The sequence below is a fragment of the Leeuwenhoekiella obamensis genome (assembly GCF_055391795.1).
Genome location: NZ_AP029251.1, coordinates 3,403,244 through 3,420,505 on the forward strand (window position 1 = coordinate 3,403,244; position 17,262 = coordinate 3,420,505).

General features: G+C 37.3%; 14 protein-coding genes. 9 read left to right on the forward strand and 5 right to left on the reverse strand.

Annotation, left to right across the window (positions count from 1 at the left end; translation table 11 throughout):
• Nucleotides 1-11: 11 nt before the first annotated feature.
• The 3 genes from ACZ5L8_RS15045 to ACZ5L8_RS15055 are packed head-to-tail and all read right to left on the reverse strand — an operon-like array spanning nt 12 to nt 4,856.
• Nucleotides 12-1,634, reverse strand: a complete 1,623-nt coding sequence (locus tag ACZ5L8_RS15045) for a beta-N-acetylhexosaminidase (RefSeq protein ID WP_464438480.1) — start codon at nt 1,632-1,634, stop codon at nt 12-14.
• 4 nt (nt 1,635-1,638) lie between these two features.
• A complete protein-coding gene (gene nagB / locus ACZ5L8_RS15050; protein ID WP_464438481.1) occupies nt 1,639-3,564 on the reverse strand; it encodes a glucosamine-6-phosphate deaminase in 1,926 nt (641 codons plus the stop codon).
• Between the two features lie 23 nt (nt 3,565-3,587).
• Nucleotides 3,588-4,856: an ROK family transcriptional regulator gene (locus ACZ5L8_RS15055; protein WP_462599821.1), complete on the reverse strand. Its 1,269-nt coding sequence runs from the start codon at nt 4,854-4,856 to the stop codon at nt 3,588-3,590.
• A gap of 486 nt (nt 4,857-5,342) precedes the next feature.
• Here ACZ5L8_RS15055 and ACZ5L8_RS15060 point away from each other — a divergent pair, with 486 nt between their 5' ends.
• Nucleotides 5,343-6,590, forward strand: coding sequence for an NAD(P)/FAD-dependent oxidoreductase (locus ACZ5L8_RS15060; RefSeq protein ID WP_464438482.1), 1,248 nt, complete (start codon nt 5,343-5,345; stop codon nt 6,588-6,590).
• 390 nt (nt 6,591-6,980) lie between these two features.
• Here the strand turns inward: ACZ5L8_RS15060 and ACZ5L8_RS15065 are convergent, their stop codons facing one another.
• Entirely contained in the window at nt 6,981-7,778 is a 798-nt protein-coding gene (locus ACZ5L8_RS15065) for a hypothetical protein (protein WP_464438483.1), read from the reverse strand.
• Nucleotides 7,779-8,160: 382 nt separating this feature from the next.
• Here ACZ5L8_RS15065 and ACZ5L8_RS15070 point away from each other — a divergent pair, with 382 nt between their 5' ends.
• The 7 genes from ACZ5L8_RS15070 to ACZ5L8_RS15100 all read left to right on the forward strand — a co-directional run bounded on the left by ACZ5L8_RS15070 (nt 8,161) and on the right by ACZ5L8_RS15100 (nt 15,355).
• Nucleotides 8,161-8,334 (forward strand): hypothetical protein, encoded by a 174-nt coding sequence (locus tag ACZ5L8_RS15070; RefSeq protein ID WP_464438485.1) that lies wholly within the window; start codon nt 8,161-8,163, stop codon nt 8,332-8,334.
• A 68-nt stretch (nt 8,335-8,402) separates the two neighbouring features.
• A complete protein-coding gene (locus tag ACZ5L8_RS15075; protein ID WP_464438486.1) occupies nt 8,403-10,343 on the forward strand; it encodes a tetratricopeptide repeat-containing sensor histidine kinase in 1,941 nt (646 codons plus the stop codon).
• A 14-nt stretch (nt 10,344-10,357) separates the two neighbouring features.
• The gene (locus ACZ5L8_RS15080) at nt 10,358-11,023 is read left to right on the forward strand and encodes a DNA-binding response regulator (RefSeq protein WP_464438487.1); all 666 of its coding nucleotides are present in this window, start codon (nt 10,358-10,360) and stop codon (nt 11,021-11,023) included.
• Between the two features lie 111 nt (nt 11,024-11,134).
• Nucleotides 11,135-12,187, forward strand: coding sequence for a type I restriction endonuclease (locus ACZ5L8_RS15085; protein ID WP_464438488.1), 1,053 nt, complete (start codon nt 11,135-11,137; stop codon nt 12,185-12,187).
• A gap of 596 nt (nt 12,188-12,783) precedes the next feature.
• Nucleotides 12,784-13,176 (forward strand): hypothetical protein, encoded by a 393-nt coding sequence (locus tag ACZ5L8_RS15090; protein WP_464438490.1) that lies wholly within the window; start codon nt 12,784-12,786, stop codon nt 13,174-13,176.
• A gap of 2 nt (nt 13,177-13,178) precedes the next feature.
• Nucleotides 13,179-14,441, forward strand: coding sequence for an ABC transporter permease (locus ACZ5L8_RS15095; protein WP_464438491.1), 1,263 nt, complete (start codon nt 13,179-13,181; stop codon nt 14,439-14,441).
• Nucleotides 14,441-15,355 carry a hypothetical protein gene (locus ACZ5L8_RS15100; RefSeq protein WP_464438493.1) on the forward strand — a complete coding sequence of 305 codons (915 nt, stop codon included), beginning with the start codon at nt 14,441-14,443 and terminating at the stop codon, nt 15,353-15,355. The genes ACZ5L8_RS15095 and ACZ5L8_RS15100 overlap by 1 nt, the downstream gene beginning before the upstream one ends.
• Before the next feature lies 1 nt (nt 15,356).
• On the opposite strand, the gene ACZ5L8_RS15105 is transcribed toward ACZ5L8_RS15100, so the two are convergent.
• Nucleotides 15,357-16,166 carry an endonuclease/exonuclease/phosphatase family protein gene (locus tag ACZ5L8_RS15105; protein WP_464438494.1) on the reverse strand — a complete coding sequence of 270 codons (810 nt, stop codon included), beginning with the start codon at nt 16,164-16,166 and terminating at the stop codon, nt 15,357-15,359.
• A gap of 380 nt (nt 16,167-16,546) precedes the next feature.
• Here ACZ5L8_RS15105 and ACZ5L8_RS15110 point away from each other — a divergent pair, with 380 nt between their 5' ends.
• Nucleotides 16,547-16,909 carry a hypothetical protein gene (locus ACZ5L8_RS15110; RefSeq protein WP_464438495.1) on the forward strand — a complete coding sequence of 121 codons (363 nt, stop codon included), beginning with the start codon at nt 16,547-16,549 and terminating at the stop codon, nt 16,907-16,909.
• The last annotated feature ends 353 nt before the right edge of the window (nt 16,910-17,262 follow it).

Consider the following 17,262-nt stretch of genomic DNA (forward strand, 5'->3'; position numbering starts at 1 on the left):
AAGTTTTAAATTTATTCTGCTGCGTTTTCAAACATGTGCTTGGCGTAATTAACTTGCATCTCGTCAAAGATCTTAGCCATGCGTTTCATGCGTTCTGTAAAATTTGCATAATCTTTTTTCTCTGAAGGAGACCAAACAACTTCTGCAAGAGCGCTCATCCTGGGGACAGCCATATACTCAACGATGTCTTCGTCTGGCATACGCTCCGTCCACACATTTGCTTGCGCGCCAAGAATATGTTTTGCTTGCTCTTCAGACAGTTCTTCTGGAGTAGGGTTGTAGTTGTAGATCTTCTCAACGGTGATGACAGGGCCTACGCCATACTTTTCGGTTGCTGGGTCTGCTTGATAATAATCTAGATATACAGATCCATTAGGCGTCATCACCACATCGTGATTTTGCTTTGCAGCTTCAATACCACCTTCTGTACCACGCCATGACATTACGGTTGCATTAGGAGCGAGACCACCTTCTAGGATCTCGTCCCAGCCCATCATTTTGCGTCTGTTTTTATTTAAGAATTTCTCGATGCGCTGTATAAAATAGCTCTGCAACTCATGTTCATTAGCTAGACCTTCGCGCTTGATCACTTCTTGTGCCTGTGCGCTGTTTTCCCATTCGGTTTTAGGAGCTTCGTCGCCACCTATGTGAATGTATTCGCTTGGGAAAAGTTCCATAACTTCAGTAAGCACGTCTTCTAAAAAGGCAAATGTTTCTTCCTTAGGAGCATAAATGCTAGGAAAAACACCCCAAGTTGTGATCACTTTATACGGGCCGGTATCATTACCAAATTCTGGATAAGCCGCAAGAGCCGCTGTCGCATGACCTGGCATCTCGATCTCTGGGATAATGGTGATGTGACGGTCTTTGGCGTAAGCCACAACATCCTTAATTTCTTCTTGAGTGTAGAAGCCGCCATAGCGTTTGCCATCGCCGGTATAAGGATCGCGAGTGACCACGGTCTCATCTCTGTAACCACCTATTTCAGTAAGTTTAGGATATTTTTTTATCTCAATTCTCCAGCCTTGATCTTCTGTTAAATGCCAATGGAAAGTATTCATTTTATGCAGAGCGATCAGGTCGATATATTTCTTAACAAAATCTACAGGATACATGTGTCGCGCCACATCCAGATGCATACCGCGATACGCATATTGTGGTGCATCGGTAATGCTCACGGCAGGTAATGCTAATGTTTTCGCTTGCGCGGAATCACTAGATGCAGGAAGCAGTTGGCGTAACGTTTGAATGCCATAAAAAATACCTTTAGCGCTACTCGCCGAAAGTGTCACAGCATCATAAGAAACATCAAGTTTATAACCTTCATCAGCAATTGCATCATTAAGCTGAAGCTTTATCGCGTGGTCGCCTTCATTTGAAAAAGAAAGTTCAGGACCGCCAGCTGCTGTGATATAATCTGCTAAGAATTGTGCTTCCTTTTGCAAAGAATCTGCAGTGATGATCTTTGTTTCTTCATCAATTACAAACTGGCCAGGTCTCGTCTCGATTTCAGCAGGCAGCGGAACGACAGCGTAGTCATCTGCTGAATTCTCAACATCTTTATATTGATCGTATTTGCCTGCGCACGAAAACAAGATCGTTGCAAGTAAACCAAAGGCTAGATTTTTTATCATGATTTTAATCTTCAAATTTCCAACGAACGAATGCTTCCATAGCCTCGTATTCTGCGAGACCTAGTTTGTGATAATTCACAGCAGTTTCACTGTTTCTTTCTTCTGCACGCACCCAGAATTCACGCTCGTCATCCCCAGGAAACACCGGAGTGTCTTTTTGTGATTGGTGCTGGAAGATGGCTTTTCTTTTGCGCAATACTTCTTGTGGAGAAAGCGGTACAGCCATCTCGATCTCGTGCGTTTCAAACTCTTGCCATGCTCCGCGGTACATCCATAACCAGCAATCTTTTGTCCATTCTTCACTTTCGCGTAAGCGGCGCATTGCTTCTAAGATAATGTTGAAACAAGTAATATGTGTGCCATGTGGATCTGCAAAATCACCAGCAGCAAAGATCTGCTGTGGTTTTACTTTTTGCAGTAAATCCATCGTGATCTCAACGTCTTTCTCGGTAACAGGATGTTTTACTTTTTTACCACTTTCGTAAAAAGGTAGCGCCATGAAGTGAATGTTAGAATCTGGAAGTCCGGCAAAACGAGCACCAGCGATCGCTTCTGTCTTACGGATGAAACCCTTTACATTTTGAATGGCAGGAAGATCTATATCATTAGGTTGCTTTGCTTTGATAAAAGCGCGCATTTCTTCATAAGTCTTCTCAAGATCTGTAGTGTCTTCACCCATACTGTGGTTAAAGTCGATCGCAAATTCTACATATCTTAAAACATCTGTATCCCAAACTGCTGTGTTACCAGAAGTTTGGTAAGCCACATGCACTTCGTGCCCTTGATCTACAAGACGGATAAACGTACCACCCATGCTAATAACATCATCATCAGGGTGTGGACTAAAGATGATAGATCTCTTTTTTGCCGGTAGAGCGCGCTCAGGGCGTTGAGAATCATCTGCCTTGGGTTTACCACCTGGCCAACCAGTAATACTATGCTGTAGCTGATTGAATACATTGATATTTATATCATATGCTGGACCTTGCTCTGTTGCAAGTTGCGCCATGCCGTGTGCGTTGTAATCTTCTTCGGTAAGTTTAAGAACAGGTTTGCTTACCTCTTCAGAAAGCCAGATCACAGCTTTCTTTATCAGCTTATCATCCCAAATACAGTCTTTTACTAACCATGGCGTATCAAAGCGTGTTAATAAAGAAGCTGCATCTTGATCAAGAATAAACTCTACATTATCTGACAGTTGAAGATACGTCGCAGGAACAGTTCCTGAGATTTCTCCTTCAACAGCTTTTTTGATGATAGCTGCTTTTTTCTTGTTCCAAGCCATGAGGATGATCTCATGTGCTTTGAAGATCGTACCGATACCCATTGTGATCGCTTTAGTAGGTACGTTTTCTTTACCACCAAAGTCACGCGAAGCATCGCGACGCGTTAGATCATCAAGAGTTACTAATCTTGTTCCTGAGTTAGGTGCAGATCCGGGTTCATTAAAACCTATGTGTCCCGTACGACCTATACCCAATATCTGTATATCAATACCGCCCACATCTGTGATCTTGCGCTCGTAGCTCAAACAATAGTCGGCGATGTCTTCTTTTGCCAGAGTGCCATCAGGAACATGGATGTTTTTTCTTTTTATGTCAATGTGGTTAAATAGATTTTCATCCATGAAACGCACATAGCTTTGCTTAGCATCTGGTTGCATGGGGTAATATTCATCCAGGTTGAAGGTGATAACATTAGCAAAGCTTAAGTGTTCTTCTTTGTGCATGCGCACCAACTCTTCGTAGACTTGTACTGGTGTTGCACCGGTTGCAAGCCCAAGAACGGCATGTTTATTTTGTTTTGCTTTTTCTCTTATGATATTCGCAATACGCTGAGCAACGATCTTTGAGGCAACTTCCTCTTTGTCGTACACACTTACAGGAAGTTTTTCAAAGCGTGTTTCTTCTAAAAGATTTAATCTGGCCATTTGTGAATTTCTGTTGGTTTGTTTTATGCTTCTTGCATCACCTTTGATGCTAGTTTTTCAAATGTTTCTTCTACTACTGCAATGGTCGCTCCATAAAGACTGGCGTGTGAGCCAAGGTTAGAAAGCGTCACAGTAGTTTTTTCTTTAAGCTGCATCATACAATACGTATTCATTGATTGCTGAATAGGTGTTGTGATAAACTGCTTTGCTTTTGCTATCTCACCTTCTAGGATTATTAGCTCTGGATTGAAGATCTGTATGAGTATGGCTAGACCTTTTCCTAAGGTTAGTCCTATTTCTCCTATAATATTGATGCAGAATTGATCTCCTTTATTTGCGGCTTCGATGATTGTTTTTGGCGAAAGCCTATCAAACTCATCTTGCGGGAGAGTTGAGAGTAATGATGTTTCTCCTTTCTTGATGCCATCTTTTGCTTTTCTTACCATCGCCATGCCTGATGCTTCTGTTTCCAGACAACCACGTTTACCGCAATGGCACAAAAGGCCGTCGTCTACCATTGGGATATGGCCAAACTCACCAGCAAATCCGCTAGTGCCGTTGTGCATCTCGCCGCCTAGAATAATACCTAGACCAGCGCCCCAATCCATCGTGATGACAAGTGCGTCTTTTTTGTTTTTTGCTTTGCCAAATCTAAACTCAGCAAGACAAGCACTTTTTGAGTCATTAAGAATTATGGTTGGGATCTTAAATTTGTTTAAGAAAGCATCCTTAAGCGGTTCTGGTTCTTGTTCAGTAAGATAATAAGTGAAGTTCTTACCTTCTTCTTTAGATACAAGACCAGGCATACTGGCGCCAAGGCCAACGATCTTAGATCTATCGATCTCACTTTCGGCGATCATTTTCTCAAAGAGATCATACGTGATATCTACAATGTTAGATTGGGATGACAACTCAACCTCAATCTGATTTTCTTCGATGATCGCATGATTACAATCTAAAATCGCAAGTCGAATTTTAAATTGATCTACATGAATCGCAAGAACATAAAAAGTCTTTTCTACAAGACCGTAGAGATCTGGCTTGCGGCCACCTTCAGACTCGCCTCTACCTTTTTTAGTAACGATCCCATGATCTATGAGTTGGTTAATAAGAGAAACCGAAGTAGGCAGACTTATATTAAACTGGTTACATATTTCGGCATTGGAGGTTTTACCATTAAGAAAGAGATATTCTAAAATCTTTATGCGCTGTAGAAGTTTTTTCTTCTCTACGTTGCTAAAATTTACAAGATCATTATCGCCAACAAGTATTTTTTCTATAATACTCTTCATTGTAAGTGATTGATTAGGTTGTAATTATGAATATAGTGAAACTTTGTAAGATAACTCTATAAAATATGAGAATCTTATTAAGTTTTCAATCACATAAACAAAAATAGAAGATATTTTTAATATCTAATAATACTTAATTAAAAATTTTATGAAAGATAAATGGTTTTAGTTTAAAAAATGTAATAATATTTGTCTGCAATTTTAAATTTCAGCCTGTTTTTGTAGGTCTATCGACTCTAAAGAAACTTTTTGAAAGGATAAATACGTTAAAGCATGTGAGATATTTCTTTCACTTGTTTACTTTTAGAGAGGTTATTTGGCTTTAAGCCAAATAAAACTTGTAAAAATTTACCTGCTGTCAGGTCAAAGACGGTGAGGGGCTCTGGTGCATTGACTTCAAAGAATGGTAAGGTATTCTCAAGGATGATGACAATGACCCATAATCCAGGGCCCTTATTTTTAAAGTATTCTTCTTAGCTTTAAAATATGAAACATTGTGTGATCATAGGTGGTGGAATTGTAGGGCTTTCTTGCGCTTATTTTCTCAATAAGGCTGGTCACCAAGTTACTGTGATAGATCAAGGAGCGATGGATGGTGGCGCGTCTTATGTTAATGCCGGTTATCTCGCGCCTAGTCATATCATTCCGCTTTCTTCGCCCGGTATGATGAAAAAAGGATTGAAATGGATGTTTAATGCTTCGAGTCCATTATACATTAAGCCGCGTCTAGATACAGATTTCTTGCAATGGGCGATGGCCTTTAATAGATCTTGCAATCCTACGCATGTAAAAAGAGCTATCCCGGCGATCAAGGATATTAGCCTGTTGAGCCGCGAACTCTATGAAAGTATTCGCAAGGATGAAGATTTCTCCTTTCAACTTGAGAAAAAGGGTTTGCTTATGCTTTGTCAGACAGAGAAGGCGCTCGAGGCAGAAGCTAAAGTGATCGATCTTGCAAAAGCTGAAGATCTGCCATGCGATGTTCTAACTGCTGGCGAGATCAAAAAGCTGATGCCGCAGACCAAAATGGATATTCTGGGCGGAACTTTTTATGAGTGCGATTATCACACCACGCCTCATGAATTTATGGAGGAGCTCAAAATCTTGCTTGTTAAACGCGGTGTTACCATTCGTAAAAATGAGATGGTTCTTGATTTTGCCATTACTGGCGAAAAAGTCACTCATGTGAAAACTGAAAGGCAAGATGTAATAAAAGCTGATGAATTTGTGCTTGCCGCAGGATCATGGACGCCTTTGCTTGCAAAAAAGTTAGGGTTGAAAATATTGCTTCAGGCAGGAAAAGGATACCGCATCAACACAACCACTAGCACAGGAATTACGCTGCCAGCAATTTTGGCGGAAGCCAAAGTAGCCGTCACACCCATGAATGGCTTTACACGATTTGCCGGCACAATGGAGATCGCGGGGATCAATCAAAAGATCAATCACGTGCGAGTAGAAGCGATTGCAAGAGCAGCAACGCGTTATTTTCCTGAGGTTAGCCTTACGGCGAAAGAGAAACAAGAGGCACAAAGCGGGCTGCGACCGGTGACGCCAGATGGTTTGCCATATATAGGACGAACTAGCAAATGCAAGAATCTAACCTTTGCCACGGGTCATGCGATGATGGGATGGAGTCTTGGTCCGGCCACAGGACTTCTCGTCTCTGAAGTGATTGACGATAAAAAGCCCTCGCTAAATTTGTCATTGTATATGCCAGAGCGAAAGTTTTAACAGTTATTAATTGGGAAAAGAATAGGGGGTTACTCTTACATAGGCCTCATTACGAAATTTTCCTATGTTCTATATGTGTTTTCATACACTCCTCATACACTATCCATGCTTTATCCATACACTATCTATACACCATCCACGCTATAACTACGCTATAACCATATACCTGCCCCGTCCTAAACTAGCTATTGGATAATTTCTGATGTTAACTTAATAATTAGGATTTAGAAAAGACGTTTGTAATAATAATGCGTTTCTTACTTAGTAGGGAGGTTTTGTGGCTTACTTCGTTTATGTTCAATGTAGAAAAAAAATGTGCAAACGTTGAGCTGATATGGCAATATTGAAAGCTAGTTAGTACTTATATTTTTTACTTTTAAATTCCTGCTTTTAGTCTTGAACAAATGATGAAGGCTTATTTTGATGAATAGGTACATATTTTTCAATAATGTATTCAGTTATTGCTTTAAGAGTTTCTCCATTAACAGGATGTAAACCGGCAGAAGTGTAATATTCAATTTCTCCTTGATCATTTTTATAATACCACAATAGTGGTTTTTGATTCTGTTCAGAAAAGAATTGTGTCGTGATATCTACATCGACGCGTCTAAAGTTCTCAAACCGTTTTTTTTCATAGGGCTCAATTGCAGTTCCATAATTAGAATAGGTCCCTGACCCGCAGGCTATTTCTTCGAATTCAGAACCTGTCCAAGTCATGCATTTGGCAATTAACTCATTTTCAAAGACATTGTTTTCGGTGATGAAATAAATAGTAAGTATTAGAACAAAAGTAAAAGCGAAAATGCCGAGTAAAGAACCGTAACTCCAATTTTTCTGAATAATTATAGTTTTTGAAGTTTCAGATGCATCATCAATTATATTTTTATCTGTTTTGCTATTGTGAGGTAAGTGATTTGCTGATTTCTGTGATTTGTTATTCTCAACGTATTCGGCATAATTCCTATAGCCCAAGTACCTACAAAACTCTTCGATTGTATTTGCTATAGGTTTATTGCCTTTACCTCTTCCATTGATATACTTATCAAAAGCCCTTTCTACGGTTCGATAACTTAATGTAGTTGTAGCCTCAACTTCTTTAGATAAAGCATAATTAGTATGAGAGGCTGATTTATTTCGAGCTTTTTCAAATACTTCTTTCGTGATTTTTTTTAGGTAGAACTCCTCCATTATTCTAAAAATACAAATTAAATATAGACATCTATTAGACAAGTGCTTTTATGAAGTCTTGTGTTCATTGGTGTCGAAGAGTTGTCTAACACAAGTCTAAAGGTTGTCTGCAACCAGACCTTCATCCTTCCCTTACTTTGTTCCTGAGAATGATTGCTACTATGTATAGCTAACATAGTTTTTCTAGAACATTCATTCTTACGGAAATCTATAATGCAGTGGCTCTAGCCAATTTGGAAAGTAGCTTAAAGCTGCTGCATAAGATTTCCACTTTCCAAAAAAAAACAAACGGAGTACTTCAAAACTCAATGATGGCTGAAAAGCAAAACTCTGGGAACTACCCGGACAGCTATCCCTTTGTTCAATTCCAAAATTTAAGAAAATGAAGAAAATTATAATAGCCCTATGTATTGTGGCATTTAATGGCGTGCTTGCCTCTTGTAGTGCAGACGCTTATGAAGAAAGCTTAATTACCAACACTCAGGCTACTGAAGGAGATGATGGGGTCGTAACACCTCCACCACCGCCTCCTCCTCCACTAGATGAGGTTGACTAAGTTCTAAATTGAAAAGGTTTATGCCACTGGCATAAACCTTTTTTAGTAGTTTTAAATTAAAAACTACTTTGTATCGTCTTGCATTTTTAATTCTTGCGTTTTGTGTGTGTGTTTCTTGTAATGAGCATTCAAATTTTAGTAGTCAAGATACCGAATCTTTAAACGATAGTGTTTCCATATATTATCAACAAGCACAGAAGAATGAATACTCATTGGCAGAACGGCTTGATTTTACTCGTAAGGCACTTCAGGGCATTTCCGATGCTAAAGCGGATTCTCTATACGCAAGCATACTTTATCAGAAAAGTTGGCTGCATTTTTCAATGGGACAATACGATAGTCTCATAAATAATGACAAACTTCTTCCCGCCGCAGCAAATCGCAAAGAGATATTAGAAGTGATAGGAATGCAGAACTATCTAATGGGATATTATTATGAAAGAGTAGCTCAGAACCCAGATAGTGCATTTGTACGTTATAATAATTCTAAATATTATTATCAACAAATGGGAGATAGTGGCGGGGTTGGAAGAAACTTACTAAATATGGGTAATATCCAAAAAGCTAAAGCTGATTATTTTGGAAGTAAAGAAACTCTAACAGAAGCCATACAATATTTAGAAGTAAGTCAAGATTTTAATACAATAGCTTCGGCTTATAATACCTTAGGCACTGATCATCGAAAGCTTTATAACTATGAAGATGCATTAAATTATTATTTCAAAGCAATTCAAACCTCAGAATCTAAAGAAGATGTTTTGATATACAAAAATAATTTGGCTGCAGTTTATATGGATCTAAAAGACTTTAGAAAGGCCATATCCCAATTTAATTCTATAGCTAAGGATTCACTAACTAACAAAGCTCAATATGCTCGGGTTTTAGACAATTTGGCCTATGCGAAATGGTCATCAGGCCAACACGTAGAAGTAAATACATTTTTAATACCTCTTGAATTGCGTAAAGAAGAAGGGGAACAGTTGGGTCTTTTATCGAGCTATACGCATTTGGGAGAGTTCTACAGCAAATCGAATCCAACCAATGCGGCAAAATATTTAGATTCGGTAATTCAAATCTCAAAATTAATTAAAGCTCCTAGAGCAGAGCAAGATGCTCTTAAGTATAAGATGGAACTGTTTCCAAATCGTATAGCCTTGCGAGATCGATATATTTTTTTACAAGACAGTCTTTATAAGCAAGAGCTTAAAGTCAAAACACAGTTTGCTAAATACAAGTATGATGATCGAATAAAACAGGAATCGATATTAAGGCTGGAAAAAGAAAATGCTGAAGCCGAACTGGAAGCTACTCAAGAACGCAATATGAAATATTGGCTGTTGGCAGGATTTACAGGTCTAATGGTTTTGTTAGGCATAGGCATTTATATCTACCGTCAGCGTATTAAACGCTTAAAAACTCAAAACCGGGCAGATCGGCTTGAGGCCTCTTATAAAACGGAAGCGGTTTTGTCGCAGCGCCTGCACGACGATTTTGGTGCTGGATTGCATCACGTGATGCTTTTGGTACAAAGCAAATCTGAGCCAGAAAAAATACTTAACGAGCTCGATAAACTGTATCAGCAAAGCAGGGATTTTTCACGCGAGATCAATGCCGTAGATACGGGAGTGAACTATAAAGAGGCGCTTTACACCATGCTTGATCAGATTAAACCTAAAAATACCCGACTTCTTATTTCGGGCAGTAAGGAAATTGCTTGGCAAGTTTTAAGTAATGTGTCAAAAATAACGATGTATAAAGTTTTACGGGAACTGTTTATCAATATGGCGAAACACAGTCAAGCTACGATAGTCACTTTAAATTTTAAAAAGAATTCTGAAGATATTGAAATACGTTATTCTGATAACGGAGTAGGGGTATCTCAAAACAAGAAAATTATAAAAAATGGACTTCTCAATACAGAAAAACGTATTGAAGCCATAGGGGGAACAATTACTTTTGATTCTAAACAAGGCGATGGATTTAAGGCATTAATTACGATGCCTATTTAAAAAGGCAACCCAATATGTTTAAAAAAGTTTTGATAGCAGAAGATTTTCAAGGAGATAACAAGAGTATTGTGGATACCTTGAAAGCTAAACTAGGAATACCAGAAGTACAGGAAGAGTTTTATTGTGACAAAGCATTAAATCGCCTCAAAGTTGCTCATATAAATCAAGAGCCCTACGATGTGCTGATCACAGATCTTTCGTTTAAGAAAGATCATACTCATCAAAATATAGTATCCGGATATGAACTGATAGAAGTTTCGAGAAATTTTCAGCCTGATATTAAAATCATCGTAAACTCCATGGAGGAAAACCCGGTTCAAATTAAAACGCTATTTGACACCTATAAGATTAATGCATACGTATGTAAAGGCAGACAGAGTTTGGATGAATTGGTAAAAGCAATGGAGCTTGTGAGGAATGGAGCATTTTATTCTTCTCCTCAAATTGATCTCAGCTTGGGAAAGAATGTATTTGAGCTTGATGAACTTGATCTGGTTATTTTAAAGAATCTAGCAAATGGTTTGAGTAAAAAGCAAATTCGAGTAAAATTGAAAAAAATGGATTTGAGGCCGAATAGCGAAAGCGCTATAGATAAGCGTGTAAGCAAGCTTTTTGACGAATTTGGCGCTAAGAATTCTACAGAACTGGTCGCTAAACTCATTCGGGAAGGTTTAATCTAAAACCCAATATCATTTTACTGAAAAAATCAATGCCTTACAGATTTCTGTAAGGCATTGGCTTTTAATACTCCTAGGTTTGAACAGTGTTTAATGTATAACAATTGGTGGTTTATGGAACTCAACAATCAACTTAAGGCTCTCGCAGATAAAATAGATCGTCTAAAAGATCAAATAGAAACGGAAGAATCTACCAAGCATGCTTTCGTGCTACCTTTTATTAATCTTTTGGGGTACGATACTTTTAATCCATTGGAGGTAGTTCCAGAGTTTACAGCTGACTTAGGCCTTAAAAAAGGAGAGAAAGTTGATTATGCGATTTTTCAAGATGGACAGCCTATAATCATCATTGAGTGTAAAAATTGGAGGGAGAAAATGGATCCTCATAATTCGCAACTGTTCCGTTATTTTCATGTTTCTAAAACAAGATTTGCCTTATTAACTAACGGCATAGAATATCGTTTCTATACCGATTTGGAGAACCCTAACAAAATGGATGAAAAGCCTTTTTTAGAGTTTGACATTACTAAACTTAAAGAGAATGTGGTAACCGAGATTGCAAAATTTCATAAATCCAATTTTGATGTACATAAGATTGTAGACAATGCAAGCTCTTTGAAGTATACTAAAGAAATTCGAAAACTGATCTCAAGAGAGTTGCAGTCCCCTTCTTTCAATTTTGTAAAACTTTTCGCTAGTGAAGTGTATAGTGGCAGATTGACCGAAAAAGTAATGACTGAGTTTACGGGTTTAGTTGAAAAGGCGTTTAATCAAACAATAAGTGACCGTGTAAATGACCGTCTTAATGCAGCTTTAAATAAAGAGGCAGAAGAACAACAAGAAATTATACCTGAACCAGAAGAAGTAAGTAAGGTGGTAACAACCGAAGAGGAGTTAGAAGGATACAGAATTGTTGTAGCCATTTTACGTCGTAAACTGGATGTAACTAGAATCGTGCATAGAGATACCCAATCTTATTTTGGGATTTTGCTGGATGATAATAATCGAAAGCCACTATGTCGATTACATTTTAACGGTGGGACAAAATATATTGGGCTGTTTGATGCCAAAAAGAACGAACAAAGACAAGTTCTAACTTCATTAGATGACATTTATCAATTTGAAGAAAAACTGTTGGAAACAGTAGATTTTTACGAACAAGAATAATTCTATTTAAATCATCATACAGTTACTGTAATGGAAGGGTGGGTTTAGATTTAATTTAAAGTCAATTCGATATGAAAAAATATTACGTAAACAATAAAGCACAAAATAATGGAGATCACGAAGTACATAGTGAGGATTGTTTCTGGTTATCTCTGGCTATTAGTTCAAAATACTTAGGTCTATATAATACCTGCTCTTCAGCTGTTAGAGAGGCCAAGAAAACATATCCTAGAGCTAACGGGTGTAAAACTTGTTCGAGAGAATGTCATACAACTTAAATAATAATACCTGTGGGATATCGTAAAGGATATTATCGAAAAGATGGGACCTATGTTCAAGGTCATTATACAAGCAAGACCAGCTCGAAGCAAAAGGTTAAATCAAAAAAGGGATGCTCCCTTTTAATACTAGCACTAGCTTCTATTTTGGGAATACAAGCGTGTAATCCTGAATCGGATTGTCCTACTAGAAAATGCTCTGATTATAACTGTCAAGCTCAGGCTCATCAAGAATTCAATGAAAATCCTTCTTGCCTTGGCAACCTAGGTTCTGATAATGACGGGATTCCTTGTGAAAACTTACCTAAAAATTAAACTATGATATCTACCGAATTAAAAAGCCATTTTCTTAGGCTTTATCAAATGGCTTTCTCTGACGATAATTTTGATATCTTAGAGATGAAAATGCTTTACCATTTTGCAGAAGAACGTGGAGTAAGTAGGGCTGAGCTAGATGCTATACTTGTCAATCCCTCGCACAACTCGGCAGTCCCAGACTCAACCGAGGAGAAAATATCTTACCTCTATGATTTGGCCCTTATGATCTGGGCAGATGGCAAAGTAGATCCAGACGAATTGGTCACGCTCAAAAAATACTGTCTAAAGTTTGGTTTTTTAGATGAGAATATTCCAGAACTCACCTCTTTTTTGTTAGAGAACGCAGAAAAAAAACTGCCTAAACAACAGTTGATGAATTTAATACAAGAGTAATTATGAGTAGTCTGAAAAACATTTTTACAGTAAAAAAGAATGAGAAAATTCCTGAAGAGAAACCTCAAGTTGAGGATGTTAAGCAAGTGAAACTTACCTTTTTTGAAAGTGGCTATGGCTCATCAAAGCAAGCAGAGGGAAATCACCGAGTTTTTAGAGCTTGTCTTGAAGAAGTCTATATGGATTATAAAGGCAAATGCCGTGAGAATGAGCAGTTGCAAAAAGAGCTTAAGGCTCCTTACCTCGATGAGAAAGGGAGACAGGAAACTGAACTGAAAAAGCGAAAAACCGCACTTAGTCTCTTAGAAGAGACTATTCAGGAAATAGAAAGCAAAATACGCTCCTTAAAAAATGATATGGTTGAGGTTAAGCGTAAGCCTGAAGTATACGGTCTGGAAGTGGACAAACGCCCCAAGGCTCAGTTTTATATAGGATTATTTGTATTGCTGCCCATAACACTCTATTTATTGGTTTTTTATATTTCAGCTTCCTATTCTGCCTTCTTTAAAAATTTTGATTCAGACAAACTGGGTGAAGCAATTTTTGATGCCCACGCTTTTTCAAATGCTTTTAAAGCTAGCTGGCAGGAAGGTATTTTTGTAATTACTATACCTTTTGCCTTTATGGGGTTGGGGTACTTGATTCATATGTTTCAAAAACAGAAAGGTATAATGGCCTTTGTTAAAATAGCGATGCTCTTTACGATCACCTTTATTTTTGATGCCATTTTAGCTTATCTCATTGAACAAAAGCTTTATGATTTTTATAAGACACCAGATTCACCACCATTTGATTTAATTATAGCTTTTTCATCTGTGGAATTTTGGGGGATTATTTTTGCTGGCTTCATTGTTTACATCATTTGGGGATTGGTGTTTGATTTCATTATGAAAGAGTATGAAAATTTTGACCTGATCAAATCTTTTATCCGGTCCAAGCAAGAAGAGATTAAGAACGAGGAAATTGAATTGAACAAAGCCAAAGAAAAACTTCCGCCAATTAAAGAAGAGATTTCAGGTATCGAAGGGAAAATACTAGATCTTCAACGTACTATTGATGGCTTTGTCTTTTCAAATAAACATTACCTCACCTATCACGCAGAATATGTGAAAGGTTGGTTTTTAGCAATTGCTAATAATTTTGATGCTATAAAAAGACGGGAAGAATTGTACAGAAGCTGCGAAGAGCAGGAAAAGCTACATCTGGTAAAATACAATATTGACAACGAAGACTATGAAGGACGTCTGTATAAACTTATTAACTAATGAGAATTAAAGTAATTGCCAATCTAATATTATTAAGTTTTTTAATAGTTGCCTGCAAAAGTGAACCTAAAGAAGCTCATAAAGCCGTTGCAGAATCTAACGAGGCTGTGGTCAGATTATCTCCAGAAAGGCCCGACTTGAATGTAAGTATTTTACTTGATCTCTCAGATCGAATCAATCCGGATAAGTATCCAGATGAAGCTATGCAATTTTATGAAAGAGATTTGGGGTATATCAATTCAATAGCAAATGCTTTTGAAATTCATTTGAGAAATAAGCGATCGATAAAAATCAATGATCAAATACAGCTTTACATCGACCCGGAGCCTGCGGATAATAAGCTTAATAAAAAGCTGGCAGATTTAAAATTGAAGTTTACAAGAGATGATGCAACTAAAGATAAAATTCTTACAGTTACTGAAAGATATGACAGTATTCCCAGGCTTATTTATGAAGCATCAATTTTAGATGACGCCTACGTAGGCTCTGACGTCTGGAGGTTTTTTAAAAATAAGGTTAATGATTTTTGCATTGAAGAAGATCATAGGAACATCTTAGTAGTTCTTACTGATGGTTATATTTATCATAAGAACACAGTGCTAAAAGAAAACGACTTAACATCTTACCTGACACCACAAACCATAAGAGGGCTTAAATTAAATATGAGTAACTGGGAGGAAAATATAGAAGCTAAGAATTATGGCTTCATCCCAGCAAATAAAAATTTAAATACTTTAGAGGTGCTAGTATTAGGCATAAATCCTGATCCTAAAAATCCGTATGAGGAGGATGTTATTCTCAAGTATTGGGAAGACTGGTTTGCCAAAATGGGAATTAAAACATATGAGATCAAACAAGCCCTGCTACCTTCAGATATGAATTCTATTATTCAAGAATTTATATGGGATGAGTAAATTAATTCAGGCTAAATTTGATATAAACGGGTAGGTGATCTGATAGCTTACGAGCTTTATCCAATTGATCGCAAGATAGGATAAAGTCGAGTACTCCGCTTTCAATGTGTGTTAGGTCCTTGGAATAGAATACATTGTCAATCGCGTGATTTAGGTAATCCAATCCAGTGCATGTTCGTTTTAGAGTAGTCTTTTGCTCAACTAAAGCGGAAGCAAAGCCATGATTTTTTAATTCCTTGAATACTGGGTCTTGTTCACTGACATTGAAATCTCCAGCAAAAATTACTGAACCACTAATTGAATTGACTATGTGTTTTGATATTGCTTTTATCTCATCTGCTGGATTTTTATTATATGGGCGAGAATGAAAGTTGAGAATTGTAAATACTTTTTTGTTCATATAGAATGTAAGCAATAAAGGTTCGCGGTCTACAACACTATCTAATTCAGAAATAAGATAACCTCTATTTTTAATTTTGATACTAGAAGTTTTCCAGATAAAAGCATATCGTTCTGTTGCATATTTAGGACTGTTAGTTGGGTTGCTGATCACGTAATCCCATTTTGAGCCTTTACGATTTAAAATTGAAGATAATTTGGCCACAGCTTGAGCACCACCATATCCGGCAACAACCTCTTGTATCGCAACTATGTCAGCATCTTTGATAATTTCTGCTATCTCTTCAAGTTCAGTGCTACTCTTGGTTTTGCCAAAATCTCTAATGTTCCAAGATATCAATTTGATCTCTTGTTGTTGAGAAAAACAAAAAAGAGAGTAAAATAAAAATGCAAACAGTAAACGTTTTCTCATATGTGAAAGGTTATTTTAATGAGCATTTAAATATAATATATACCTCGCCTCAGAATTAAGGATTTCTGTATTAACACTATTTAGATATAGTTGGTGGTCTCTAAAATTTGCTTGCAATATTGAATATTATCTGAAGTAGTGGAAGTATCATCTAGGAATTAGCTTCATTAGCTGACATTTCTGGAAATCAAATTTTCGGGGAAATTAAATCACTGCGGTTTTTGCGTCTTATACAAATAAGCGTTAGCTAGTATATTTTGTTTGCGCTATATTTATTAGTGTTTAGTTATTTGGCTTTAAGCCAAAAACAAAAAGCTATGAAAAAACTCATTATACTACTAATACTAACTTAAATAAGTGCTGCCATCTATTCCCAAGACATGGGAAAGAATTCGATTAACAAAACTGAGTTAATAGATATTATAGAGCAAGCGAAAATGGAAAATAAAGTATCGCAAGACGCCATAATTGTGTTAGACGAAAGCACTGTGATCGATCTGGAAGATATTGAAGATGATCAAGAATTCTTTGCTTTTGTTAGAGTCATTAATAAAGGGAATAAGGAGATGAACGAGGTGTATGGGGAGAATGCTGAGAACGGTATTTTTATGATACAGACGTATGAAGAAATCACAGATGTTGATCCTACTTTCAAAGGCAACGGGGTGTCAGATCATAAAGCCGGAGTAGTAATTTTTTTTAGACGGAAAGGAGATTGCAGAAGAAGAGCTTCAAAACATTAATGTTGACTCAATAGATAAGGTGGAGGTAATTAAGAATAAAGATCTGATCGCCGAGATCACAGATAAAGAATGCGATGGTATTGTTAAGATTATGCTGAAGAAGAAAGAATAGTGCAGGTGACCTCTATGGGACTAATCTTTTGACAAGACAAAACACAAACGATTATAAATGAAAAAAGCTCATCTTTCGATGAGCTTTTTTGCGGTCTGGACGGGACTCGAACTAATCTGTGAGCACCAGTGTTTTTAGGGTTTTGAAATAGGTGTTTTTTAATGACTCACCGAATCGGACACCTGATTTAAAAGTTTAACATTTTTAACGTTTTTTGTAGATACTATTTGCATCAATTAAT